A 24,592-nucleotide genomic window follows, 5' to 3' on the forward strand; every position below is an offset into this window, starting at 1 on the left:
AACGCGGACCGATCCTGATCGTGACGATGAACCGGCCGCGGGTCCGCAACGCCCTCTCCGCCGAGATGATGGCGATCATGCGGGACGCCTGGGACCGGGTGGACGGCGATCCGTCGATCCGGGTCGCCGTGCTGACCGGCGCCGGTGGCGCGTTCTGCGCGGGCGCCGACCTGAAGGCGATGACCGCGTCGCACCCGGGCGACACCTTCGAGGACGCCGACCTCTCGCGGATCGACGCCCTGCTGAAGGGCCGGCGGCTGAGCAAGCCGCTGGTGGCCGCGGTGGAGGGACCGGCGGTGGCCGGGGGCACCGAGATCCTTCAGGCCACCGATGTGCGGGTGGCCGGCGAGAGTGCGCGGTTCGCGGTGTCCGAGGCGCGGTGGGGGTTGTTCCCGCTCGGAGGTTCGGCGGTGCGGCTGGTGCGGCAGATCCCGTACACGGTGGCGGCCGAGATGCTGCTGACCGGGCGGCAGCTGAGCGCGGCCGAGGCGCGGGCCGCCGGCCTGATCGGGCACGTCGTACCCGACGGTCAAGCGCTGGACAAGGCCCTCTCCCTGGCCGGGGCGATCGCGGCGAACGGCCCGGTCGCGGTCCAGGCCATCCTCCGCACCATCCGGGAGACCGAGGGCCTCGCCGAGAACGACGCGTTCGCCATCGAGTCGAAGATCGGCACGGCGGTGTTCCGCAGCGACGACGCGAAGGAGGGCCCGCGAGCCTTCACCGAGAAACGCCCTCCCCGCTTCCAGGGCCGCTGACCGGCCGGGCGGCGGCCAGCCGGGCCAGCTCCGTGCGGTTGGCCACGCCGAGCTTGGCGTACACGTGGGCGAGGTGCGTCTTGACCGTGCCACGGCCGATGTACAGCCGGGTGGCGATGTCCGGGTTGGTGAGCCCCTGCACGGCCAGGGCCACCACGGATCGCTCGGTCGGGGTCAGGCTGTCCCAGCCCGAGGCCGGCCTGCCTCGTGGACCGCGGGCGCGTTGCGCCAGCGCCGCCGCGTCCCCCAGACCCGTCGTCCGGCCCTTCTCGACCGCCTCGACCGGATACCGCTCCTCGGGTCGCGCCGCCCCGCCGTGGTATCCGGCCTCGTCGCGGGCCCGTGCGGCGGCGCCGGCCAGCACGCCGGCCAGATTGCGGTCGGCCAGCAGCGCGGCGATCGCCTCCAGGCTGTCCACGCAGTCCAGCACGAGGTCGTGCGCGGCACGCACGCGCAGCGCCTCGTGCTGCAGTCGCAGGGCAGCCTCCCCGCCCGTGGCGAGAACAGCCGCCTGCTGGGTGAGCACTCCGGCACGGATCGCCGGCAGCGGGGACGTCTGCAAGGCGGCCAGTATCTCGGTGGCGGCGCCGAGGTCGCCGGCCCGGCGCAGCGCCTCGGCACGGGTGAGCTGGGTGGCGGGGATGGGCGGAGCACCCCATGCCTGTTCCCGGTCCAGCCAGTCCAGCGCCTCGGCCACCTCGTCGCCGGCCAGGGCGACCAGCGCGTGGACCCGGCCCCAGCCGGGCACGAAAACCGCGTCCGCTCCGCTGGTGAGCGGGTCCAGCGGGGCCAGTGTCGCCGCTGCGGCGGCGAGCCGGCCCTGTCGGACCTGGATCTCGGCGAGCGCGGCCCGGGCGAGGCCGACGCGGTGGATCTCGCGCAGTGGCGTCGCGGTGGTCACGGCCCGCGCCGCGAGGCCGGCGGCACGGTCGAGGTGTCCGAGACAGGCGGTGGCGAGGGCCAGCCAGGTCAGTGCCGAGGAGGCCACGCCCCGGTCGCCCAGGGCCTGGAGCGCGTCCGCGGCCGGGGCGAGCAGGTCCGCCGCGGCGTGGTGCTCGTCCCGCATCAGGTGCAGCAGGCCCAGCAGGGCGGCTGATGCCCCGGCGACGAACACGTCACCAGCCGCGTCGGCCTCGGCCCGGGCTCGCAGCGCCTGCTCCCGCGCCCGGTCCAGGTCGAGGGGCAGGAGACCGACCGCGGTGATCGACCTGGCCAGCCGGCTCGCCGCCGGGGCACCGACCTCCTCGGCCAGGTCCAGTGCCGCACGCACCGACTGGTAGGACGGGCCGCCGGGCTCCGCGGTCGTCTCGACCATGGCCAGACCCACCAGGCACTGCGCCTGCAGCGGGGTGCGCTCGTCGCGGCCCCGCTCGTCCCGGCCCCGTTCCACTGCCCGGCGCATCAGCCGCAGCCCCTCCCGGCCATGCTGCTCGTCGTGCCACAGCCAGGCCAGGCCCGCCGCGAGCCGGCGACCGCCGGCCGGGTCGTCCCGGGACAGGCCCCACTCGGTCGCGGCGCGCAGGTTCGGATAGTCGGCGGCGATCCGGGAACGCCACGCCTCCCGATCGGTGTCCAGCAGCGGCGCGAGCCCGGTCAGGGTGGCCAGCTGCCGCTCCAGGTGGGCGTCACGGGCGGCGACGGTCTCGCCGGCCTCGTCCAGCCGGGCCAGGCCGTAGTCGCGGACGGTCGCGAGCATCCGGTACCGCGCCGCGGGTCCGGTCGGGTCCGCCACCACCAGCGAGGCACTGATCAGGCCGCGCAGAGCATGCAGCGCGGCCGGCTCGTCGAGGTCGCCGGCGGCTGCCGCGGGCAGCGCACCGGCATCGAAGCCCGGCTCGAAGACGCAGAGGCGGCGGAACAGCAGCCGCTCGCCGGCGCCGAGCAGGTCGTGACTCCACCGCATCGACTCGGCCAGGGTGCGCTGCCGGAACGGCGCGGTCCGGTGCCCGCCGTCCAGCAGTGCGTACGGGTCGGTCAGCGAGCCGGCGATCTGGGCCGGGGTCAGCGTCGCGGTCCACGCCGCCGCCAGCTCCAGCGCCAGGGGCAGCCGGTCCAGCCGGTCGCAGATGCGCCGGGCGGCGGCCCGCTGGTCCTGGCCGACCGGATGCTCCGCGCGCGCCAGGAACAGCGCGAGCGCGTCCGGCAGGGACAGCGGCGGCACCGGCCAGGTCCGCTCACCGGGCACCCCGAGCGGGGTGCGGCTGGTGGCCAGCACGCGCACCCCGGAACCGGCGCCGAGCACCGCGGCGACGACCGCGGCCGCCCCGTCGAGCACGTGCTCGCAGTTGTCCAGCACGATCAGCAGCCGGCGGTCGCGCAGCTCCCGCACGTCCGTCACCTCCAGCGCGGCGAGGAGGTGGCCGGCCACGTCGTCCGGATGGGACAGGTCCTCCAGGCCGATCCAGCAGGCGTCGTCCGGATCGTCCCGGCGGTGTCCGGCGGCCAGCCGCAGCGCGAGGCGAGTCTTGCCACAGCCGCCGGGCCCGACCAGGGTCAGCAGCCGTCCGGGCACCGCGAGGCGGTCGAGCGCGGCCAGCTCCTCCGCCCGGCCGACGAAGGCGGCCAGCTCGGGTGGAGAGTGCCGGATCGATCTCACCCGAGGGAGTATTCCGCATCTCTGCCAGGTGGCAGATGTTCCGTGGCCCGTCGGCCGCGACGCTTGTCCCATGAATTCACGACGGGTTGTCGCCAACATCTCCCTCTCGCTCGACGGCCGGGTCAACGGCCCCGGTGGCGACTACGACATGGGCTGGATCGTCCCGCACGCGGTGACCGACGCGGCCCGCGAGCACATGGTCGCGGTCACCGGCCGGGCCACCACGGCCGTGCTGGGCCGCAAGAACTACCAGGGTTTCGGCGGCTTCTGGCCCGCCGTGGCCGCCGACGAGAACGCCGATCCGCGGGACCGGGCGTTCTCCGCCTGGCTCAACGAGGTGGAGAAGGTGGTCTTCTCCACGACCCTGACCGAAACCACGCCGGCCTGGGCCGGCACCCGGGTCGTGGCGGCGGACCCAGCCGCCGAGATCCGCCGGCTGCGGGCGCGGGAAGGCGGCGACATCGTGGTCCTGGCCAGCGCCAGCATCATCCGCGCGCTGCTGGCCGCCGACGAGGTGGACCGGCTCAGCATCACGCTGTGCCCGGCCGTCGCCGGTGGCGGCGCCCGGCTCTTCGAGGACGGCCTGCCGGCCGGCGACTGGATCCTCGCCGACCTGTCCAGCACCGACTCCGGCGCGGTCTGCCTGCTGTACGACCGGGCGCGCTGACCGCCCGCCGCTGGTCAGAGCGCGGCAGCGCCCAGCACCCAGGGTGTCGTCTGGGTGATGAAGTCGGCCGGGAAGCCGAGGCTGAAGCCGGTCGCCGACTCCAAGCGGGTGACCAGCTCCGGCGTCAGGGTGACCGCCGTGCAGCCCAGGTTGTCGCGCAGCTGGTCGACGGTGCGGGCGCCGATGATCGGGAGGACGCCGGTGCGCTGCCGGGTCCAGGCCAGGGCGACCTGGGCCGGGGTGACGCCCAGCTCGGCGGCGACCTCCTGGACGACACCGGCCACCGCGAGGTCCCGATCGCTGATCGCCTCCCGGTCCAACCGGGTCGGCCCGGCGGGGGTAGTGCTGTACTTGCCGGACAGCACGCCGCCGCCGAGCGGGCTCCACGCCGTCACGGCGAGGCCGTAGGCCTCGGCCATCGGGAGCAGCTCACGCTCGGCGTCGCGGTTGAGCAGGTTGTACGACACCTGGAGGCCGGCGAACGGGGTCCAGCCGCGCCACTCGGCCAGGGTGTTCGCCCGGGAGACCACCCAGGCCGGGGTGTCCGAGACCCCGACATGGAGCACCTTGCCGGCGGTGACCGCGTCGTCGAGGGCCCGCATGGTCTCCTCGATCGGCGTGTGCCGGTCCCAGATGTGCACCCAGTAGACGTCGACGTGGTCGGTGCGCAGCCGGCGCAGGCTGGTCTCCAGGGACAGCCGGAGATTCTTGCGATGGTTGCCGCCGCCGTTGGGGTCGGCCGGGTCACGGGTCACGGTGTATTTCGTGGCCACGACGAACCTGTCCCGCCGGCCGGCCAGCAGCTCGCCGAGGATCTCCTCGCTCGCGCCGCCGCGGTAGTTGATGGCGGTGTCGACGACATTGCCGCCCGCGTCGGCATAGGCGTCAAGGATGCGGCGGCACTCCTCGAGCGGCGCGCCGACGCCACCCTGCTCACCGAAGGTCATCGCACCGAGCACCAACTCGGACACCCGCAGACCGGTACGCCCGAACGTCGTATATCTCATGCGACCGACCATACAACCTGTCTGGTCACACCGTCCAGATTTGTTGTGCGGTAGGCTGCGTCCCGTGACACCGCGCCGCGACGAACCCCAGCAGGAGGCCGCCGGCCTGCGCGAACGCATCCTCGACGCACTCCGGGAGCTGCTGCGCGAGCGCACCTTCGAGACCCTCAGCGTGGCCGACATCATCACCGCGGCGGGGGTGTCCCGGGCGAGCTTCTACTTCTACTTCGCCGGCAAGCAGGCGGTCCTGGCCGAGCTGGTGCGCCGCGCGGTCAGCGCCGGCCACGAGGCGGCGCAGCCGTGGGTGGAGCGCACGTCGGATCCCCGCGAGGCCCTGCGCGCCGGGGTCGACGCGGGCGCGGATCTGTGGCTGTCCAACGCGCCGGTGCTGCGCGCCATCGTGGAGAGCTGGGCCGCCGACCCGCAGTTGCGCGAGCTGTGGCTGACCCAGATGGCGACGTTCACCGAGGCCGCGGTCACCCGCATCGAAGCCGACCCGGCCCGCCTCGACGGCGTGGACGTGCACGCCCTCGCCGCGTCACTGACCTGGGCCGGCGAGCGCCTCTACTACCTGGCCGCGTGCGGTGTCCCGCCGTTCGACGACCGGACGGTGCTGGTGGACACGCTGACCCACCTGTGGGTGTCCGCCCTCTACGACTGACAGCCGGTCCTTTCAGAGCCCGAGCCCATCACCGGGCCCTGGAATCTCATCAGGATCTCTCGGATTCGTGTCCGATCTCGGGTCGGGAAACGGGTGATCGAGCCCATCGGCTCCGTCCCGGCCGGCGACATCCCTCTTGCGAGCCTCTCTCACCGGAGGGAGCGGCGGGGAGAGAAGCAGGCCGGGAAGGGGGTCGGATTCCACGAAGGGAACCAGGTCGGGGAGCTCCACCTCAAGTTCAGAAACAGATACGGCTTCGGTGTTGAATACCGTGATGTCCTCGCCGACAGAGACGCCGTCGTGCCCCCGGACCACCCGGACAGCCCCGAGCGGATAGGTGGCACCGCGCGTGATGTCGTCCTTCCAGGAAATGGGCATCTGCTCAAGCTGAGCGGTGACCGTGTCTCGCAACTCACCCAAACTCACATTGTTTCCTGGGCGCGGGAAGAAGAAGTCCGCAAGAGCGGTGGCGAGTCCGTGATTGCGAGACAAGATCTGCGCGGCCGTGGGCGTGGCAGTCACTTGGTAGAGGAAAGAGTTGATCTGCTTGTTCTCATCTCCGACCTGAAGGCCTCGCACACCCTCGACGCCGATGCCGATCAGGCCGCAGAGAAAGTCGAGTATGCCGCGCTGCTGGCGTTCGACAGTGATGTAACGAGGCGACGCGAACAGCCCCCAACCCTCGTGGCTGAAAGCACTCACCAATGCCGACCGCAACCGTGAATCACCAGGACTGAGCTGGAGTCTGGCAATCGCCATGCGCACGGAAGCACGCTGGAAGACTTCGTGGAAATCCATGCTGCCGCCCTCATACGTGGCGGTGAAGGTGTTGATCTGGACGTTGTAACGCCCGACCTGCGCACCCCGGGAGCCCTCGAACCGGATCATGTCAGCGATCTCGTGATCGAGCCGCTCGCTCGAGCCGGGAACCCCCCTCTCCGCGTCCCGGTACCAGGCGTGGGCTTCCTCCGCCGCCTCCGACAACGAGCGTTCGAACAGTTCGCTCAACCCGCCGTCCTTCAGACGGAAGAATTGGGTGAACCGCGGCGGGATGCGCTCTTCCGCGCCCCAGCCAAGATCGGCGAGTTCGACCGTGACGCCGAACATGAACTTTGCGGCACCCTCGCCGGCGTTCAGCCTTTCCTCGATCTCCGCGCGAACCGTCGTCCCGGCCAGACACTCCCACAGCGGCACCGGACCTTCGATCACCCGCATCCATTCATTGGAGAACAGACGCCTCCAGATATCGGCCGAATACCTTTCGCGCAGATCGCCCGACTCGACGGGATACGTGAGATCCGACGCCCAAAGATCGACGGCGACATCCTCCTGACGAACACGTCGCAGCGCCACGATGCGGCCGTACGATTCACCGAACGGTAGCCAGAAGATATATACGGAGACCGTAGAACTTTCCACGTCCACTCCCGTCCGCTCGTTCAATGTAGACACCCTCCAATGTGAAGCGGCCGGGGGCCACGCGCTGTCCGAGATTCGACCGCCGGCGGCCACTGGATCCGCCTACGATCATTCATCGGCATCGTTTCGTTCGACGGGAGTGGCTCTTGTCTGCGACAGAGGTCATCACAGCGGCATTGGCCGCCGGGGCAGGCGCCGGATTGCAGGACTCGGCTTCGGCAGCGGTCCGCGACGCGTACAACGAACTCAAGAATCGACTGAAGCACATATTCGGCGGCAACAACGACGAGGCAGTGCAGGCGCTGGATGTCGACGAGACCGACAGCGCGGCGTGGAACGCCCGCCTCAGCAAATGGGTGACCTCAACCGGCGCGGACAAAGACGAGCAGGTCTTGGCTGCCGCCCGGAAACTATTGGAACTGACCGGAACGCCGATACCCTCGAGCAAATATCACGTCGACGCCCGCGGGGGACGCGGCGTGCAGATCGGTGACGGCACCACCCAGAACAACACCTTTTCCTGATTCAGATGGCGCGCTCGCGGCCGGACCAGTACGGGTCGCGGAGGAGCCGTTTGTAGAGCTTGCCGTTCGGGTCGCGAGGTAGCTCGTCGGCGTAGTCCACGCTGCGCGGCAGCTTGAAGCGGGCCAGCCGGCCGCCGAGGAAGGCCAGCAGCTCCTCGGTCAGCTCGGGACCGGTCTTCACCCCCGGCACGGGCCGCACCACCGCCTTGATCTGCTCGCCCCACTCGTCGTGCGGGACGCCGAAGACCGCGACGTCGGCGACCGCCGGGTGGGTGGCCAGCTCGTTCTCGATCTCGGCCGGATAGACGTTCACACCGCCCGTGATGATCACGTCGCTCTTGCGGTCACATAGATAGAGATAGCCGTCGGCGTCGAGATATCCGATGTCACCGACCGTGAACATCCGCCCGTGCCACGACTGCCGCGTCTTCTCCTCGTCGCCCAGGTATTCGAACGTGGCGTCGCCCATTTGCAGGTAGACCGTCCCGGGCCGCCCGACCGGAGCGTCCTCGCCGTCCTCGCCGAGCACCCGCACCCGCGACCCCGGCCACGCCCGTCCCACCGAACCCGGTCGATCAAGCCACTCAGCAGCGGTGATGAGTGTCCCGCCGCCCTCGCTGGCGGCGTAGTACTCGACCACCACCGGGCCCCACCACTCCAGCATCCGCCGCTTGACCTCGTGCGGGCAGGGCGCGGCGCCATGGATCATCACCCGCATCGAACTCAGGTCGTAGCGGTCGCGAACCGCAGCGGGCAGCGCCAGCAACCGCCGGAACTGCGTCGGCACCATGTGACTGTGGGTGACTCGATGCCGCTCGATGAGCCGCAGCATCTCCTCCGGCTCCCACCGGTCCATCACCACCACCGGATGCCCGAACTGGAGCGAGATGACAGCGAAGTTCATCACCGCCGTGTGGTAGAGCGGCGAGCAGCACAGATGAACGTGCCCGTCGAAGGGCCGCAGACCGAAAAGACCGAAGAACCACAACGACACTTGGGGTACGACGTCAGGATCAGCCCCGGTCAACGGCCGCCGCACCCCTTTGGGACGCCCCGACGTGCCGGACGTGTAGACCATCAGTGCCCCGGTCGTCCGCGGCTCGGGCCGCCCCGATCCGCCGCCGCCCAACTCCCGCACGCTCACCGGCGCCGGCACCCCCGGCCCGGCCGCCGCGCCGACGGTGAAGCGCTCGTCGGCCACGAACACCTTCGCCCCGCTGTCCCGCAGGATGTACCCGATCTCGGCAGCCGTCAGGTGCCAGTTCAACGGCACCGAGTACAGCCCGGTCTGCAGCGTCGCGAACTCGACGGCCAGCAGGTCGGCGCCGTTGGGCAGGAGCATCGCGACGGTGTCGCCGGGCACCAGCCCCCGCTCCTGGAAGTCCCGCCCGATCCGGTCGGCGCGGGCGGCCAGCTCGCCATAGGTGACGATGCGGCCGTCCGGGTCGACGACCGCGACCCGGTCCGGGTCCCGGCGCGCGATGTTCCACAACCCGATGTCACTCACGAGCGTCACTCTATAACGCGTTCCAGTTATGGAACAGGCGCACAGAAGCAGCCTTGAATCGCAGAGTTAGAACGTGTTTCACTGTGTTCGTGCTCTCCGCCCCGCTGACCATCAGCTTCGACTACACGCGGTCGCTCGGGCCGGTGCTGGGCCGGTTCATGACCGCTCTGCGCGAGCGGCGGGTGCTCGGCAGCCGCACCGCGGACGGCCGGGTGCACGTGCCCCCGCTCGAATATGACCCGGCGACCCACGCCCCGGTGATCGACCTGGTCGAGGTGCGCCCCACCGGCACCGTGACCAGCTGGACCTGGACCGACCGGCCGCTCGACGGGCAGCCGCTGGACCGGCCGTTCGCCTGGGCGCTGATCCGGCTCGACGGCGCCGACACCGCCTTGCTGCACGCCGTCGACGCGGGCTCCCGGGAGCTGATGCGCACCGGCATGCGGGTCAGCATCCGCTGGGCCGCCGACCGCACCGGCCACATCCGCGACATCGCGTGCTTCCAGCCCGGCGAGGTCACCGACGGTCCCGACCGGCGCGACGACGAGCCGGTCACGGTCATGACCACGCCGATCCGGCTGTCGTACACCCACACCACCTCCGCCGACGAGAGCCGCTATCTGTACGCCCTCGCCGACGGCCGCCTGCTCGGGCAGCGCTGCCCGGTCTGCCGCAAGGTCTACGTGCCGCCCCGGGTCTGCCCCGCCGACGGCGTGCCCACCGAGGAGGAGGTGGCGATCCGCGACCACGGCACGGTCACGACGTTCTGCGTGGTGAACGTCCCGTTCGCCGGGCAGCGCCTGGACCCGCCGTACGTGGTGGCGCAGATCCTGCTGGACGGCGCCGACATCCCGATCCCGCACCTGATCCTCGGCCTGCCCGCCGACCAGGTGCGGATGGGCATGCGGGTGGCCGCGGTCTGGCGCGACCCGGAGAGCTGGACGACCACCCCGGAGAACATCGTGCACTTCCGCCCCACCGGCGAGCCGGACGCGCCGTACGAGTCGTATCGGGAACACCTGTGAGCGTCGCGGTGATCGGCTTCGCGCAGGCGCCGTGCCTGCCCTCGGCGGGCACGACCAGCGGCGTGGAGACCCTGGTGCCGGTGTTCCGGCGGGCGCTGGCCGAGGCCGGGCTGGACCGGCATGAGGTGGACTTCTGGTGCTCCGGCTCGTCGGACTACCTGGCCGGGCGGGCGTTCTCGTTCGTCAACGCCGTGGACGCGATCGGGGCGTACCCGCCGATCTGCGAGTCGCACGTGGAGATGGATGCGGCGTGGGCGTTCTACGAGGCGTACGTGAAGATTCTGGCCGGCGAGGCGGAGACCGCGCTGGTGTACGGCTTCGGCAAGGCCTCGGCCGGGCTGCTGCGCCGGGTCCTCGCCCTGCAACTGGACCCGTACACGGTCGCGCCGCTGTGGCCGGACTCGGTGAGCGTGGCCGCGTTGCAGGCACGGTGCGCGCTCGACGCCGGTGTGGTCACCGAGCGCGCGATGGCCGAGGTGGCGGTGCGCAGCCGCGCGGACGCGAGCGCCAATCCGTACAGTCAATTGTCCGGTGTCCTTGATCTTGATGATCTTCTCGCCCGGCCCTATCTGGCCGAACCGCTGCGGGCGCACGACTGCGCGCCGGTCTCGGACGGTGCGGCCGCGCTGGTGCTGGCCTGCGGGGAGCGGGCCCGGCGGCATCCGCGACGCGCCTGGATCAGCGGGGTGGCGCACCGGATCGATCCGCAGGGTCTCGGCGAGCGGGACCTGACCGCGGCGCCGTCGGCGACGGCCGCGGCCGAGGCGGCGGGTCTGCCCGGCGATCTCGACGTGGCCGAGTTGCACGCTCCCTTCACCCACCAGGAGTTGCTGCTGCGCGCCGCGCTCGGGCTCGGTGAGCGGGTCCGGATCAATCCGTCCGGTGGCGCGCTCTGCGGGAACCCGATGTTCTCGGCCGGGCTGGCCCGGATCGGCACGGCGGCCGAGCAGGTGATGTCCGGCCGGGCCCGCACGGCGGCCGGGCACGCCACCAGCGGGCCGGCCCTGCAACAGAATCTCGTCTGCGTGCTGGAGGCGTCGTGATGCGAACGGTGCGAGCGGCCGTGCTGGGGACCGGGCAGACGCACCATCGGACGCGGCGGACCGACGTGTCGATGGCCGGGCTGTGCCGGGAGGCGATCGACCGGGCCCTGATCGACGCCGGCGTCGACTGGCCGCAGATCGACGCCGTGGTGCTCGGCAAGGCGCCCGACCTGTTCGAGGGCGTGATGATGCCGGAGCTGTTCCTGGCCGGGGCGATCGGCGCGGCCGGGCGTCCGCTGCTGCGGGTGCACACCGCCGGCTCGGTCGGCGGGGCCACCGCGAACGTGGCGACCACGCTGGTCAAGGCCGGGGTGCACCGCCGGGTGCTGGCGGTCGCGTTCGAGAAGCAGTCCGAGTCGAACGCGATGTGGGCGCTGTCGATCCAGCCGCCGTTCACCGCGCCGATCGGGGCCGGGGCGGGCGGCTACTTCGCGCCGCACCTGCGCGCCTACATCCGGCGCTCGCACGCGCCGGCCCACATCGGCGCGCTGGTCGCGGTCAAGGACCGCCGCAACGGCGCCCTCAACGAGTACGCCCACCTGCGGCAACCCGGCATCACCGTGGAGTCGGTGCAGGCGTCGGCGATGCTCTGGGACCCGATCCGGTACGACGAGACCTGCCCCTCCTCCGACGGCGCGTGTGCCGTGGTGATCGGGGACCAGGCCGCCGCCGAGGCGTCGGCACGGCCGGTCGCGTGGATCCGGGCGACCGCGATGCGCACCGAGCCGACCTTCTTCGCCGGCAAGGACCACGTGAACCCGCGGGCCGGCGCCGAGGCGGCGCGGGCGCTCTGGCAGGCGGCCGGGATCACCGACCCGCTCGACGAGGTGGATGTCGCGGAGATCTACGTGCCGTTCTCCTGGTTCGAGCCGATGTGGCTGGAGAACCTGGGTTTCGCCGAGGCCGGGCACGGCTGGAAGCTGGTGGAGGCGGGCGAGACCCGGATCGGCGGGCGGCTGCCGGTGAACCCGTCCGGCGGGGTGCTCTGCTCGAACCCGATCGGCGCCTCCGGGATGCTGCGGTTCGCCGAGGCTGCCATGCAGGTGATGGGCCGGGCCGGCGAGCACCAGGTGGCCGGGGCCCGGACGGCGCTCGGCCACGCGTACGGCGGTGGCTCGCAGTTCTTCTCGATGTGGGTGGTCAGCAGTACCGCACCGGCAGATGCTTGATGCCGTTGAGCCAGCCGGAGCGCAGCCGCTGCGGCGGGCCGGCCAGGCTGATCTCCGGCATGTGGTCGGCGATCGCGTGGAAGATCAGATCGATCTCCAGCCGGGCCAGGTTGGCGCCGAGGCAGAAGTGCGCGCCGCTGCCGCCGAAGCCCAGGTGCGGGTTGGGGCTGCGGGTGATGTCGAACCGTTCCGGGTGGTCGAAGACGTCCTCGTCGAAGTTCGCCGAGCCGTAGAAGAGCGCGACCCGGTCGCCCTCGCGGATCCGCTGGCCGCCGAGCTCGGTGTCCCGCGTCGCGGTGCGCTGGAACACGTTCACCGGGGTGCCCCAGCGGACGATCTCGTCGACCGCGGTGCGCGGCCGGTCCGCCTTCCAGGCCGCCCACTGCTCGGGGTGTTCGAGCAGGGCCAGCATGCCGTGCGAGATCGCGTTGCGGGTGGTCTCGTTGCCGGCCACGGCCAGCATCAGCACGAAGAAGCCGAACTCGTCGGCGGACAGGTGCTCCCCGCCGATCTCGGCGTGCACCAGCGTGGAGACGATGTCGTCGCGGGGGCAGACCTGGCGGTCCTCGGCCATCTTCATGGCGTACGCGAGCAGCTCCATGGCCGGTTCGAGCGGGTCGGCGGCGCCACGGTACTCCGGGTCGTCGTAACCGATCATCGCGTTCGACCAGTCGAAGACGTTGCGCCGGTCCTCCTGCGGCACGCCGAGCAGCTCGGCGATCGCCTGCAACGGCAGCTCGCAGGCGACCTCGGTGACGAAGTCGCCCGCGGCCGCGCCCCGGGCCTCCCGGACGATCCGCTCGGCACGGGTGGTCAGGGCCGTACGCAAGCTGTTGATCGCCCGTGGGGTGAAGCCGCGGGAGACGATCGCGCGCTGCTGGGTGTGCTGCGGCGGGTCCATGTTGAGCATCACCGCCCGCTGCATCTCGATCCGGTCCCGGGGCATGTCCGCCTGGAACCGGACGATCGCCGTGTTCTCCCAGCTGGAGAACGTCTCGCTGTCCCGGGACACGGTCATCACGTCGGCGTGCCGGGTCACCGCCCAGTAGCCCTCGTCGTCGAACCCCGCGCTGCGGGGCGCCTGCGGGATCCACCCCACCGGCGCGGTGCGGCGCATCTCGGCGAACTCGGCGTGCGGGATGCCGCGGACATAGATCTCCGGGTCGGTGAAGTCCAGCACGGCTCCTCCTCGATAACAGGTTCTACCGATTCAAACTCCTGTGCTTCGATATAGCAACACGTTCTAGTTTTGTCGTCTCCACCCGGGAGGGCGTCATGGGTGCTCCAGTGCTCGTCGAGGCGGTCCGCACGCCGATCGGCCGCCGCGGCGGCGTGCTCTCCGGCCTGCACCCCGCCGAGTTGCTCGGCACGACCCAGCGCGCGCTGCTCGACCGCGCCGGGCTCGACCCCGCCCGGGTCGAGCAGGCCATCGGCGGCTGCGTCACACAGGCCGGCGAGCAGTCGAACAACGTGACGCGTACCGCCTGGCTGCACGCCGGCCTGCCGCACACCACCGGCTGCGCCACCGTCGACGCCCAGTGCGGCTCCGCCCAGCACGCCACCCACCTGATCGCCGGACTGATCGCGGCCGGCGCCATCGAGGCCGGCGTCGCCTGCGGCGTCGAGTCGATGAGCCGCGTCCCGCTGCGCGCCAACCTCGGCGACGCCGGCCTGCCCCGCCCCGGCTCGTGGGACCTCGACCTGCCGAACCAGTACGTCGCGGCCGAGCGGATCGCCGACCGGCGCGGGCTGACCCGGGCGGATCTGGACCGGTTCGGTGTGCGCTCGCAGGCCAACGCGGCCCGGGCGTGGCGGGAGGGGCGCTTCGACCGCGAGGTGACGCCGGTCGGGACCGTCGACCGCGACCAGGGGCTGCGCGAGACCACCCTGGCCGGGCTGGCCGGGTTGCGCCCGGTGCTGCCGGACGGCCGGCACACCGCCGGCACCTCCTCGCAGATCTCCGACGGCGCCGCGGCCGTGCTGCTGATGGACGACGGCCTGGCCCGGCAGCTGGGGCTGCGGCCGCGGGCCCGGATCCGGGCGCAGTGCCTGATCGGCGCGGAGCCGTATTACCACCTGGACGGGCCGATCGCCGCCACCGACCGGGTGCTGGCCCGCACCGGCATGAAGATCGAGGACATCGACGTGGTCGAGGTGAACGAGGCGTTCGCCAGTGTGGTCCTCTCCTGGCTGAGCGTGCACCAGGCCGACCCGGACCGGGTCAACGTCAACGGCGGCGCCATCGCCCTCGGCCACCCGGTCGGCAGCACCGGCGCCCGGCTGCTCACCACGGCCCTGCACGAGCTGGAACGCTCGGGCGGCGCCACCGCCCTGATCACCATGTGCGCCGGCGGCGCGATGTCCACCGCCACCATCCTCGAACGTGTCTGAGCCTTGTGCCTTCGGATTAAGCTGCGTGCGGTTTGATCCATCGACGAGGGTGGGGGCGGCATGGCGCGGTCGGGTAATGGCAGTCTTCCGGTCTGGAGGGTGGTCGTTCTCCTCGGAGCGGCCGGAACTGCGATCGGCCTGATCGGACAGATCCCCGTGCTGGCCCTGATCGGCGGCGTGCTGACCGTCGTGGGCGTGCCGGGGCTGGTGATCGCGCAACGGTCCACCGCACGCTCCGGCCCGGCCGCGCCGCGTGCCGCGCGGAGCGGGTCGTCGACGTTCTGGGTGTGGGGCGGCGTCGTGGTCGCGGTGGCGGTGGTCGCCGGGCTGCTGATCGCGCACCCGTGGTCGGACGAGGACGACCAGCAGGTCAAGCCGGGGGCCGCGAAGACGCCGCTGGACTTCTACGTGGTGCAGGAGGTCACCCCGGGGGCGTGCACGGCGGAGACGCCGGGGCAGCAGTACACCGCGGCCGACGGCAGCAGTTGTCTGAAGGTGTCGGCCGCCGGCGGGTTCTCGGTGCGGCAGCTGGACCAGATCCGGGTGCAGAACGATCCGGACTTCGGCGGCTGGACGGTCTCGGTGACCTTCGCCGACCAGGACGGCGCCCACTTCAGCGACCTGACCGCCCAGGTGAGCGCCCAGCCCGAGCCGCGCAACCAACTCGCCATCGTGATGGGGTCCAAGATGCTCAGCAACCCGACCGTCATCGAGCGCATCCCCAGCGGCACGGCGATGATCGGGGGCCGGATGTCCCAGGACGAGGCCCAGTCGCTGGCCCGCGAACTCGGCGCGCCCTGACCGACCGGGCCGATCAGGGGTGCTGGCTGCTCACCGAGATCACCTCGCCGGTGAGGTAGGACGCGTAGTCGCTGGCCAGGAACGCCACCACGGTCGCCACCTCCCACGGCTGCGCGGCCCGGCCGAACGCCTCGCGCCGGGCCAGCCCGGCCAGCTCCGGCTCACCGATCACCCTGCTCAGGTTGGCGTGCATGGCGAGGCTGGGAGCCACCGCGTTGACCCGGATGCCGTGCGCGGCGACGTCCAGCGCGGCACACCGGGTGAAGGCCATCACCCCGGCCTTCGCCGCCGCGTAATGTGCCTGCCCGGCCTGCGCGCGCCAGCCGAGCACCGAGGCGTTGTTCACCACCGCTCCCCCGCCGCCCTGCGCGATCATCTGCCGCAGCGCCGCCCGCGTGCACCGGAACGTGCCGGTCAGCGTCACGTCCAGCACCCGGCCCCACTCGTCGTCGGTCATCTCGTCGACGGCCCGCTCGCCACCCAGCCCGGCGTTGTTGATCATGACGTCCAGCCGCCCGAACTCCCGGGCCGCGCCGCTCACGAGACCCCGCACGTCACGGTCGTCCGTGACATCACAGACCAGGGACAAGACCCGATTTGCGTACGCCTTCGTCAAGCGCTCGTGCGCCTCGGCCAGACGCCGCTCGTGCCGGTCGCTGAGCACCACCCGGGCCCCCTCGGCGAGGCAGCGCTCGGCGATGGCGGCGCCGATCCCGGTGCCGGCTGACGCGGTCACCACCACGACCTTGCCGGTCAGCAGGTCATGCCCGGCCGGCGCCCTCGGCGATCCGGCCGGCGCGGCCGGCGTCATCGGCGGTCCTGCCGGGGCAGGCCGAGGACTCGCTCGGCGAGGATGCCGCGCTGGATCTCGTTCGACCCGCCGTAGATCGTGTCGGCCCGGCTGAACAGGAACAACCGCCGCCAGCGATCCACCTCACCGGCGGTGGGCCGGGTCGTGTCCCGGGCCCGCCCCGGCGTCGCGGGCGCGTCGTCGCCCGGGGCCGCCGCCACGCCGGCCGGCCCGAGCACGGTCATGGCCAGCTCGCCGAGCCCCTGCCGCCAGCGCGACCAGAGCAGCTTGATGACCGTGGCCGCACCCGCCGACGGCGGCCCGGACAGCAGCCGCAGGGTGTGCGCCCGCAGCACGGTCAGGTCGATCCACGCCCGGGTCAGCCGCTCGCGGACGGCCGGGTCGGCGGTCGCGCCGGTGCGCCGGGCCAGCGCCACCAGGTCGTCCAGGTCACGCTGGAAGCCGACCTGCTGGCCGACGGTGGCCGCGCCGCGTTCGAAGCCGAGCGTCGCCATCGCCACCCGCCAGCCCTGGCCGGGCTCGCCGACGACCAGGTCCCGCTCGGTGCGGGCGCCGTCGAAGAACACCTCGTTGAACTCGCTGTCCCCGGTCAGCTGGCGGATCGGCCGGACCGTGACGCCGGGCTGGCGCATCGGCACCAACAGGTACGACAAACCGGCGTGGCGGGAGGCGCCCTCCGGGACCGGCGCGGTGCGGGCCAGCACGAAGCACCAGTCGGCCACGTGGGCCAGGGACGTCCACACCTTCTGCCCGGTGAGCACCCAGTGGTCGCCGTCGAGCTCGGCACGGGTGGTGACGGCGGCCAGATCGGAGCCGGCGCCGGGCTCCGAGTAACCCTGGCACCACAGCTCGGTGGCCGCGGCGATGCCGGGCAGGAACCGCGCCCGCTGCCGGTCGGTGCCGAGCTGCATGAGGGTGGGACCGACCATGGTGACACCGATGTGGTCGACCCGGCCGGGGGCGCCGGCCATCGCATACTCCTCGTGGAAGATGACCTGCCGGTGCAGGGAGGCGCCCCGGCCACCGTGCTCGACCGGCCAGGCCAGCGTGCTCCAGCCCGCGGCGGCCAGCCGGCGGGTGAAGGCGAGACGTCTCTCGAAAGCCTCGCTCTCCCGGCCCGCGCCGCCGGCGCCCCGCAGGTCGTCGGTCACGTTCGCGGCGAGCCAGTCCCGGATCTCGCGTCTGAACTCCCGGTCGTCCTCCACTGGTCTGCCTCCCGCTCCGCGCGTAGGCTCACCCTACCAAGCACTTGCTTGGGTCACCACAGCCTCGGCAGCGGTCTGGGAGGTGCGATGACCTCGACGATCCCGGCGGCCCTGGCGCGCGCGGCCGCCTCCTTCGGCTCGGCGGCGGCCCTCGGTCCGCTCAGCTATCGGGAGCTGCTCGGTGAGGTGCGGCGGGTGGCGCGGGCCCTGATCGCGGGCGGGCTGCGGCCCGGCGACCGGCTCGCGCTCTGGGCGCCCAACTCGGTGGAGTGGGTGCTGACCGCGCTCGGGGTGAGTTGTGCGGGCGGCACGCTGGTCCCGGTCAACACCCGGTTCACCGGGGTGGAGGCGCTCGACGTGGTGCGGCGCAGCGACGCCCGGGCGCTCGTCGTCGTCGGGCCGTTCCTCGGCACCGACAGGCTCGCCGCGCTGGTCGCTGCCGCGGCCGAGGAGGGCGTGGCCCTCCCCCGGCTGATCGTGACCCTGCCCGTGGACGCGGAGGGCCGCACCCCGTCGTCCGCGGCCGAGCGCGATCCCCGGGCAGGCAGAGACCCGGCAGACCGCGATGCCCGGACCGGCAGAGACGCGGCGGCGCCTGACGGCTGGGCTGCCTTTCTCGCGGCGGGTGAGTCGGTGCCCGGGAGTGAGGCTGACGCGCGGGCCGCGGCGGTGTCGCCCGACGACGTCGCGGACATCCTGTTCACGTCCGGGACGACCGGGCGGAGCAAGGGCGTGATGAGCGCGCATCGGCAGTCGCTGGCCGTCGCCGCGGCCTGGGCCGGCATCGCCGGGCTCGGGCCGGACGACCGCTACCTGGTGGTCAACCCGTTCTTCCACAGCTTCGGCCTCAAGGCGGGCATCCTCGCCTGCCTGGTCAGCGGCGCCACCATCGTGCCGCAGGCGGTGTTCGACGTGCCGCGGGTGATGGAGCGGATCGGCGCCGAGCGGATCACCGTGCTGCCCGGCCCGCCCACGCTCTACACCAGCCTGATGGACCATCCGGAGGCGGGCCGCCACGACCTGTCCAGCCTGCGGCTCGCGGTGACCGGGGCGGCCACGGTGCCGCCCGCGCTGGTCGAGCGGATGCGCAAGGAGCTCGGCGCGGAGGTGCTCACGGCGTACGGATTGACCGAAGCGGTCGTGGCCACCATGTGCCGTCCCGGCGACGCGGCCCGGACCGTGGCCGAGACCTGCGGGCGCGCCGCGGCCGGGTTCGAGGTCCGGATCGACGACGCCGACGGCCAGGTGCTGCTGCGCGGGCCGAACGTGATGCTCGGTTACCTCGACGACCCGGAGGCCACCGCCGAGGCGATCGACGCCGACGGCTGGCTGCACACCGGCGACGTCGGCCGGCTCGACGAGGACGGCTACCTGACGATCACCGACCGGCTCAAGGACATGTACATCTGCGGCGGCTTCAACGTGTATCCGGCCGAGGTGGAGCGCACCCTGGCCCGGCTGCCGCAGGTCGCCGAGTCCGCCGTGATCGGGGTGCCGGACCGGCGGCTCGGCGAGGTCGGCAGGGCGTTCGTGGTGTGCCGCCCGGGACGGTCGCTGACCGAGCCCGAGGTGATCGAGTTCTGCCGGGGGCGGCTGGCCGGCTACAAGGTGCCGCGCGCCGTCGAGCTGCGGACCGAGCTGCCGCACAACGCGTCGGGCAAGGTCCTCAAATATCTGCTGCGCGCGGAGGCGGGCGATGGCTGACGAGGTGCTCTACGAACGCCGGGGCGGGATCGCGGTCGTGACGATGAACCGGCCGCGGTACCGCAACGCGCAGAACTCGGCGATGACCTACGCGCTGGACGCCGCGTTCAGCCGGGCCGTGGACGACCCCGGCGTACGGGTGATCGTGCTGGCCGGGGCGGGTGAGCACTTCTCGGCGGGCCACGACATCGGCTCGCCCGGGCGGGACGCGGACACCTCGTTCCCGCGCCGGGCGACGATCTGGTGGGACCACACCGAGCGGGCCGGGGCGGACCGGCGCTACGCCCGCGAGATGGAGGTCTATCTGGGCATGTGCCGGCGGTGGCGGGAGATCCCGAAACCGCTCGTCGCCATGGTGCAGGGCGCCTGCGTGGCCGGCGGGATGATGCTGGCCTGGGTGTGCGATCTGATCGTGGCGGCCGAGGACGCGTTCTTCGCCGATCCGGTGCTGCGGATGGGCATTCCCGGGGTGGAGTACTTCGCGCATCCGTGGATGCTGGGGCCTCGCCTCGCCCGGGAGGTGCTGTTCACCGGCGACCGCTTCGACGCGCTCCGGGCGTACGAAATAGGCATGGTCAATCGGGTCGTGCCCCGCGCGGACCTGGAACCGGCGGTGATCGCGCTCGCCGAGCGGGTCGCCGCGATGCCCCCGTTCGGGCTGGCGCTGGCCAAGCGCGCGCTGAACCAGTGCGAGGACCTGATGGGGATGCGCGCCGGGATGGACGCGGTCTTCGGCCTGCACCACCTGGCCCACGCGCACAACGCCGAGGTCACCGGCGACCCGCTGGCCGGGCTGGATCCGAAGGCCATGAAGCGGTGAACCTCGACCTGCCACCCGGCGCGCGGGCGTTCCGTGACGAGGTGCGCGACTGGCTCGCCGCGAACGTTCCCGCCGAGCCACTGCCCGGTGTGGACACCCCGGCCGGGGACGCGGCGCACCGAGCCTGGGAGCGCAGGCTCGCCGACGCCGGGCTGGCGGTGGTCTCGTGGCCCGCGCGGTACGGCGGGCGGGACGCTCCACCGCTGCATGCGCTGCTGTTCGAGGAGGAGTACCACGCGGCCGGGGCGCCGGTGCGGATCGGGCAGAACGGGTTGTTCCTGCTCGCCCCGACGTTGCTCGCGCACGGGACGGCGGAGCAGCGGGACCGGATCCTGCCCCGGATGGCCCGTGCCGAGCAGGTGTGGGCCCAGGCCTGGTCGGAGCCTGAAGCGGGGAGCGACCTGGCCGCGATCCGGTCCCGGGCGGTGCGGGCCGAGGGTGGCTGGGCGCTCTCCGGGCAGAAGACGTGGAGTTCGCGGGCGGTGGTCGCGGATCGGGCGTTCGGGCTGTTCCGCAGCGACCCGGCGGCGGAGCGGCATCGGGGGCTGACCTACCTGATGGTGGACCTGCGGGCGCCGGGGGTGACGGTGCGGCCGATCCGGCAGCTCGGTGGTGCGGCGGGTTTCGCGGAGATCTTTCTGGACGACGTGTTCGTGCCGGACGCCGACGTGATCGGCGCGCCCGGTGACGGGTGGCGGGTGGCGATGAGCACGGCCGGGCACGAGCGTGGGGTGGGGCTGCGCAGCCCGGGGCGATTCACCGCGGCGGCGGGGCGGCTGGTGGCCCGGTGGCAGGAGGGTGCGGATCCGGGGCTGCGGGATCGGGTGGCGGACGCCTGGATCGCGGCCCGGGCGTATCGGATGCACGCCTTCGCCGGGGCGCCCTGCTCGCCCAGCATGGTCAAGCTGTTCTGGTCGGAGCTGGACGTGGCCCTGCACGAGACGGCCCTGGACCTGCTCGGGCCGCACGCCGAGGTCGACCGGTCGTGGACCGACGGATATCTGTTCGCGCTGGCCGGGCCGATCTACGCGGGGACGAACGAGATCCAGCGCGGCATCGTCGCCACCCGAGTCCTGGGTCTCCCCCGATGAGATCGGTCCCGGCGCTCGTCGCCGCCCGCACCCGGGGATGGCCGCGATGATGCCGGTCCCGGCGCTCGTCGCCGCCCGCTCACGGGGAAGGCAACGATGATGCCGGTCCCGGCGCTCGTCGCCGCCCGGACGCGGGGAAGGCAACGATGATGCCGGTCCCGGCGCTCGTCGCCGCCCGGACGCGGGGATGGCCGCGATGATGCTGGTCCCGTCGCCGGAGCAGGTCGCGTTCGCGGCCACGCTGCACGATGTGCTGTCCGCGGCTGACGTGCCGGCGGCCGCGGACAGCTGGGCCGCCGGTGACCATGACCCTGGCCGTCGGCTCTGGTCCCGGCTGGCCGACGCCGGGGTCACCGGTCTCGCCGTGCCGGTCCGCTGGGGCGGTCTGGCCGCCGACCCGGCCGACCTGGTGATCGCGGGCGAGGAACTCGGGCACCACGCGGTGCCCGGTCCGGTGGCCGAGAGCCTCGCCGCCGTGCCGACCCTGCTGGCCGGGCTCGACCAGCCCGGCCGGTGGCTGCCCGCGCTGGCCGGCGGGAGTCTGCTGGGCACCCTCGCGGCGCCGCCGTGGCTGCCCTACGCCCTCGACGCGGACGCCGCCGGCGTGGTGTTGCTCGCCGATCGCGGCGTGGCCGGGCCGGCCCGGGCCGGCGGCATGCATGTCTCCCTGGACCGCGCGCGGCGGCTGTTCGAGGTGTTCCCGAGCGGGCCACCCCAGGCTTGCCCGGCGATCGGCCGGGCGCTGGATCTCGGCGCGCTTGTCTGTGCGGCCCAGCTGCTCGGCGCCGCGCGGGCGCTGCTGGAGGCGGCCGTGGCGCACGCCCGGACCCGGGTGCAGTTCGGCGGGCCGATCGGCCGGTTCCAGGCCGTGCAGCACCGCCTCGCCGACGTCGCGGTCGGGCTGGAGTTCGCCCGGCCGCTGCTCTACGCGGCCGCGGTGACCGTCACCGCCCGGGACGTCTCGGCCGCGAAGGTCGCCTGCTCCGACGCCGCGAACCGGGCCGCCCGCGCGGCACTCCAGGTGCACGGCGCGATCGGCTACACCCGGGAGCACGGCCTCGGCCGCCTGCTGACCAGGGTGCGGGCGCTGAGCCTGTCCTGGGGCACCCCGGCCGGCCACCGGGCACGACTGATGGCGGAACTCGCCGAGGAGGGCACATGCCACTGACCGACGAACGCCGGGCGCTGCGCGACGCCGTACGCGGACTGCTGGCTTCTCGCCCGGACCCGCTGTGGCCGAGGCTCTGCAAGGAGATCGGGGTCGCCGGACTGGCGGTCCCGGCCTCGCACGGCGGGGCGGACGCGACCCTGCTGGAGTCCCAGGTCGTGATGACCGAGCTGGCCCGGCGGCTCACCCCGTCCCCGATGCTGGGCAGCGCGGTGCTGGCCACCCAGGCCCTGCTGCGGGCCGGGGCCACCGACCTGCTGCCGTCGTTGTGTGCCGGCGACCGCGTGGCCACCCTGCTGTTCCTCGACGATCACACAGTCTCCGTGGCGGGCCGGCTGACCGGCGAGGCGAGCCAGGTCCTGGACACCGCGGCGGCCGACGTCCTGCTGGCGGTGACCGGCGACGGGCTGTGGGAGGTGGCGGCCACGGCGCGCGGCGTCGACGTGCTGCCCTGCGACGTGCTGGACGCCACCCGCCCGCTGGCCGTGGTGCACCTGGACGACGTGCCCGCCTGGCGGCTGAGCGACGACCCGGGCCTGCTGCCGTGGCTGCGCGACCTGGCCTGCGTGGCTCTGAGCGCCGAGCAGGTGGGTGCCGCGTCCCGGGCCTTCGAGCTGACCCACGAGTACGTGCGGCAGCGGGTCCAGTTCGGCCGCCCGATCGGCTCCTTCCAGGTGATCCAGCACCGGCTGGCCGAGGCGTACCTGAGCCTGGAGGCCGCCACCACCGCGTCCTGGACCGCCGCCGAGGCCGTGGCCGCCGGCGCCCCCGATACCGCGACACCGGCGGCGATGGCCAAGGTCTGCTGCTCGGAGGCGCAGCGGGCGATCACCGCCGAGATGGTCCAGATGCACGGCGGCATCGCCATCACCTGGGAGCACGACGCCCACCGCTACCTGCGCCGCGCGTACGCCGACGCCGAGCTCTTCGGCTCCCCGGGCGTCCACCTCAACCGCCTGGCCGCGGCCCTGGAGTTGTCGCCGGGACCTTGATCGTTCGCGGCGCCGGCTCCTCGGCCCGGCTGGTCCGCATCGGGATGATGACCGCGGCCAGCAGCGGGAAGACCACCGCGGCGGCGAACGCGGCACCGTAACCGGCGGCGCCGATCAGGGCGGCCATGGCGGGTGGGGTGGCGCTCGCGACGGTGTTCTGCGCGGTGTTGTGGATGCCGAGCGCCCGGCCGGCCCAGCTCCGCCCGGCGTACTCGGCGACGGCGGTGAACGCCAGACCGTTCGGCCCGACGGTCAGCACCGACGCGGCCATCAGCGCGACGACCGAGATCGCCGCGCCGCTGGTGGCGGCGAGCAGCGCCATGACCGCCGCGATGGCCAGCGTGATCACGCGCATCGGGCGGGTCCGGGAGCCGGCCCGGTCGGACCACCAGCCGGCGACCAGCCGCATCACCGCGCCGGCGGCCTGGCCGATCGCCAGCACGCGACCGGCCGCGTCCGGCCGCCACCCGTGCTCCTCCACCAGGAAGACCAGGGCGAACGTCGCCACCGTGAACTGCGGGACGACCAGCAGCGTGCTGGCCGCGTGGATGCGCCACAGCACGGGCGTCCGATACGGCGAGCCGGTGTCCGCGCCGGCGGCGGCGCCGCTCGGGGCCGGGTCCCGCACCAGGATGCCGACCAGCGCCGCCGCGACCAGGGAGAACAGGCCCATGAAGAGCAGCCCGCCGGTGACCGCGAGGGTCGGCAGCAGCAGCGCCCCGACCGCGACGCCGAGCGGCTGCGCGGTCTGCCGCAGACCCATCGCCAGCCCGCGCTCCCGCGCCGCGAACCACCCCAGGATCAGCCGGCCGCTGGAGGCGTGCACGGACCCGCCCGCCGCACCGGCCAGCAGCAGCACGACGCCGAGCGCGACCGTGTCGTCGAGCTGGGTGGCGGCCAGCAGGATGCCGCCGGCCAGGGTGAGTCCGGTGGTCAGCACGACGCGCTCACCCCAGCGGTCGGCGGCGGCGCCCCACGCGATCAGGGTCGGGAGCAGCCCGGCGGTCGGCGCGGCGGCGAGCAGGCCGGCCTCGGTGAGGGACATGCCCGCGTCGCGGAAGGCGGGAATCAGGAACGGCAGTCCGAACTGGAAGGTGCACGCGGCGGTCATGGCGAGCATGCCGACCCCCAGGACCACCCAACGCCGCCGATCGGTCGCCATCACGACCCTCCTTAAGCATGCTGCCGGGTATTCGATATCTGATAGCCAACAGCATCCTTACGCGTTGAGCTAGG

General features: G+C 72.9%; 22 protein-coding genes. 14 read left to right on the forward strand and 8 right to left on the reverse strand.

The window, feature by feature from the left end; translation table 11 throughout:
• Positions 1 to 26 precede the first annotated feature (26 nt).
• A complete protein-coding gene (locus tag Aiant_RS09180) occupies positions 27 to 755 on the forward strand; it encodes a crotonase/enoyl-CoA hydratase family protein (RefSeq protein ID WP_229830542.1) in 729 nt (242 codons plus the stop codon).
• Here the strand turns inward: Aiant_RS09180 and Aiant_RS46450 are convergent.
• Complete coding sequence (locus tag Aiant_RS46450) at positions 718 to 3,351, reverse strand: helix-turn-helix transcriptional regulator (protein ID WP_280528264.1); 2,634 nt, start codon at positions 3,349 to 3,351, stop codon at positions 718 to 720. The genes Aiant_RS09180 and Aiant_RS46450 overlap by 38 nt on opposite strands.
• Positions 3,352 to 3,421: 70 nt before the next feature.
• On the opposite strand from Aiant_RS46450, the gene Aiant_RS09190 reads away from it, so the two are divergent.
• Positions 3,422 to 4,018, forward strand: a complete 597-nt coding sequence (locus tag Aiant_RS09190) for a dihydrofolate reductase family protein (RefSeq protein WP_189332426.1) — start codon at positions 3,422 to 3,424, stop codon at positions 4,016 to 4,018.
• Positions 4,019 to 4,032: 14 nt separating this feature from the next.
• On the opposite strand, the gene Aiant_RS09195 is transcribed toward Aiant_RS09190, so the two are convergent.
• On the reverse strand, positions 4,033 to 5,025 hold the full coding sequence (locus tag Aiant_RS09195; RefSeq protein WP_189332425.1) for an aldo/keto reductase: 993 nt from the start codon (positions 5,023 to 5,025) through the stop codon (positions 4,033 to 4,035).
• 64 nt (positions 5,026 to 5,089) lie between these two features.
• Here Aiant_RS09195 and Aiant_RS09200 point away from each other — a divergent pair, with 64 nt between their 5' ends.
• Positions 5,090 to 5,686 (forward strand): TetR/AcrR family transcriptional regulator, encoded by a 597-nt coding sequence (locus Aiant_RS09200; protein ID WP_189332424.1) that lies wholly within the window; start codon positions 5,090 to 5,092, stop codon positions 5,684 to 5,686.
• Positions 5,687 to 5,698: 12 nt separating this feature from the next.
• On the opposite strand, the gene Aiant_RS09205 is transcribed toward Aiant_RS09200, so the two are convergent.
• Positions 5,699 to 7,129: a hypothetical protein gene (locus Aiant_RS09205; RefSeq protein ID WP_189332423.1), complete on the reverse strand. Its 1,431-nt coding sequence runs from the start codon at positions 7,127 to 7,129 to the stop codon at positions 5,699 to 5,701.
• A 122-nt stretch (positions 7,130 to 7,251) separates the two neighbouring features.
• Here Aiant_RS09205 and Aiant_RS09210 point away from each other — a divergent pair, with 122 nt between their 5' ends.
• Positions 7,252 to 7,629 carry a hypothetical protein gene (locus tag Aiant_RS09210; RefSeq protein WP_189332422.1) on the forward strand — a complete coding sequence of 126 codons (378 nt, stop codon included), beginning with the start codon at positions 7,252 to 7,254 and terminating at the stop codon, positions 7,627 to 7,629.
• Position 7,630: 1 nt separating this feature from the next.
• Here Aiant_RS09210 and Aiant_RS09215 read toward each other — a convergent pair whose 3' ends face one another.
• The gene (locus tag Aiant_RS09215) at positions 7,631 to 9,136 is read right to left on the reverse strand and encodes an acyl-CoA synthetase (RefSeq protein ID WP_189332421.1); all 1,506 of its coding nucleotides are present in this window, start codon (positions 9,134 to 9,136) and stop codon (positions 7,631 to 7,633) included.
• Between the two features lie 83 nt (positions 9,137 to 9,219).
• Between Aiant_RS09215 and Aiant_RS09220 the strand changes: the two genes are divergently transcribed.
• The 3 genes from Aiant_RS09220 to Aiant_RS09230 are packed head-to-tail and all read left to right on the forward strand — an operon-like array spanning position 9,220 to position 12,373.
• A complete protein-coding gene (locus tag Aiant_RS09220; RefSeq protein WP_189332420.1) occupies positions 9,220 to 10,161 on the forward strand; it encodes a Zn-ribbon domain-containing OB-fold protein in 942 nt (313 codons plus the stop codon).
• Positions 10,158 to 11,204, forward strand: coding sequence for a thiolase domain-containing protein (locus Aiant_RS09225; protein WP_189332419.1), 1,047 nt, complete (start codon positions 10,158 to 10,160; stop codon positions 11,202 to 11,204). The genes Aiant_RS09220 and Aiant_RS09225 overlap by 4 nt, the downstream gene beginning before the upstream one ends.
• Positions 11,204 to 12,373 carry a thiolase domain-containing protein gene (locus tag Aiant_RS09230; protein WP_189332418.1) on the forward strand — a complete coding sequence of 390 codons (1,170 nt, stop codon included), beginning with the start codon at positions 11,204 to 11,206 and terminating at the stop codon, positions 12,371 to 12,373. The genes Aiant_RS09225 and Aiant_RS09230 overlap by 1 nt, the downstream gene beginning before the upstream one ends.
• Here the strand turns inward: Aiant_RS09230 and Aiant_RS09235 are convergent.
• Positions 12,345 to 13,553 carry a cytochrome P450 gene (locus Aiant_RS09235; RefSeq protein WP_229830477.1) on the reverse strand — a complete coding sequence of 403 codons (1,209 nt, stop codon included), beginning with the start codon at positions 13,551 to 13,553 and terminating at the stop codon, positions 12,345 to 12,347. The two genes, Aiant_RS09230 and Aiant_RS09235, sit on opposite strands and share 29 nt — an antisense overlap.
• A gap of 95 nt (positions 13,554 to 13,648) precedes the next feature.
• On the opposite strand from Aiant_RS09235, the gene Aiant_RS09240 reads away from it, so the two are divergent.
• Positions 13,649 to 14,764, forward strand: coding sequence for a steroid 3-ketoacyl-CoA thiolase (locus tag Aiant_RS09240; protein ID WP_189332417.1), 1,116 nt, complete (start codon positions 13,649 to 13,651; stop codon positions 14,762 to 14,764).
• Between the two features lie 99 nt (positions 14,765 to 14,863).
• Positions 14,864 to 15,565 (forward strand): SecDF P1 head subdomain-containing protein, encoded by a 702-nt coding sequence (locus tag Aiant_RS09245; RefSeq protein WP_189332416.1) that lies wholly within the window; start codon positions 14,864 to 14,866, stop codon positions 15,563 to 15,565.
• Between the two features lie 13 nt (positions 15,566 to 15,578).
• Here the strand turns inward: Aiant_RS09245 and Aiant_RS09250 are convergent, their stop codons facing one another.
• Together Aiant_RS09250 and Aiant_RS09255 are read right to left on the reverse strand one after the other, a co-directional pair.
• A complete protein-coding gene (locus Aiant_RS09250) occupies positions 15,579 to 16,376 on the reverse strand; it encodes an SDR family oxidoreductase (RefSeq protein WP_189332415.1) in 798 nt (265 codons plus the stop codon).
• On the reverse strand, positions 16,373 to 17,581 hold the full coding sequence (locus Aiant_RS09255) for an acyl-CoA dehydrogenase family protein (RefSeq protein ID WP_189332414.1): 1,209 nt from the start codon (positions 17,579 to 17,581) through the stop codon (positions 16,373 to 16,375). Before Aiant_RS09255 ends, Aiant_RS09250 begins: the two co-directional genes overlap by 4 nt.
• Before the next feature lie 87 nt (positions 17,582 to 17,668).
• Between Aiant_RS09255 and Aiant_RS09260 the strand changes: the two genes are divergently transcribed.
• The 5 genes from Aiant_RS09260 (at position 17,669) to Aiant_RS09280 (ending at position 23,356) form a co-directional block, all read left to right on the forward strand.
• Positions 17,669 to 19,285 (forward strand): FadD3 family acyl-CoA ligase, encoded by a 1,617-nt coding sequence (locus Aiant_RS09260; protein WP_189332413.1) that lies wholly within the window; start codon positions 17,669 to 17,671, stop codon positions 19,283 to 19,285.
• Complete coding sequence (locus Aiant_RS09265; RefSeq protein ID WP_189332412.1) at positions 19,278 to 20,105, forward strand: enoyl-CoA hydratase; 828 nt, start codon at positions 19,278 to 19,280, stop codon at positions 20,103 to 20,105. Before Aiant_RS09260 ends, Aiant_RS09265 begins: the two co-directional genes overlap by 8 nt.
• Positions 20,102 to 21,196 carry an acyl-CoA dehydrogenase family protein gene (locus Aiant_RS09270; protein ID WP_189332411.1) on the forward strand — a complete coding sequence of 365 codons (1,095 nt, stop codon included), beginning with the start codon at positions 20,102 to 20,104 and terminating at the stop codon, positions 21,194 to 21,196. The genes Aiant_RS09265 and Aiant_RS09270 overlap by 4 nt, the downstream gene beginning before the upstream one ends.
• 196 nt (positions 21,197 to 21,392) lie before the next feature.
• Entirely contained in the window at positions 21,393 to 22,364 is a 972-nt protein-coding gene (locus Aiant_RS09275; RefSeq protein ID WP_189332410.1) for an acyl-CoA dehydrogenase family protein, read from the forward strand.
• Positions 22,361 to 23,356, forward strand: coding sequence for an acyl-CoA dehydrogenase family protein (locus Aiant_RS09280; protein WP_189332793.1), 996 nt, complete (start codon positions 22,361 to 22,363; stop codon positions 23,354 to 23,356). The genes Aiant_RS09275 and Aiant_RS09280 overlap by 4 nt, the downstream gene beginning before the upstream one ends.
• Here the strand turns inward: Aiant_RS09280 and Aiant_RS09285 are convergent.
• Positions 23,313 to 24,518, reverse strand: a complete 1,206-nt coding sequence (locus Aiant_RS09285) for an MFS transporter (RefSeq protein ID WP_189332409.1) — start codon at positions 24,516 to 24,518, stop codon at positions 23,313 to 23,315. The genes Aiant_RS09280 and Aiant_RS09285 overlap by 44 nt on opposite strands.
• Between the last annotated feature and the right edge of the window lie 74 nt (positions 24,519 to 24,592).

The sequence above is a fragment of the Actinoplanes ianthinogenes genome (assembly GCF_018324205.1).
Taxonomy (GTDB): Bacteria; Actinomycetota; Actinomycetes; order Mycobacteriales; family Micromonosporaceae; genus Actinoplanes; species Actinoplanes ianthinogenes.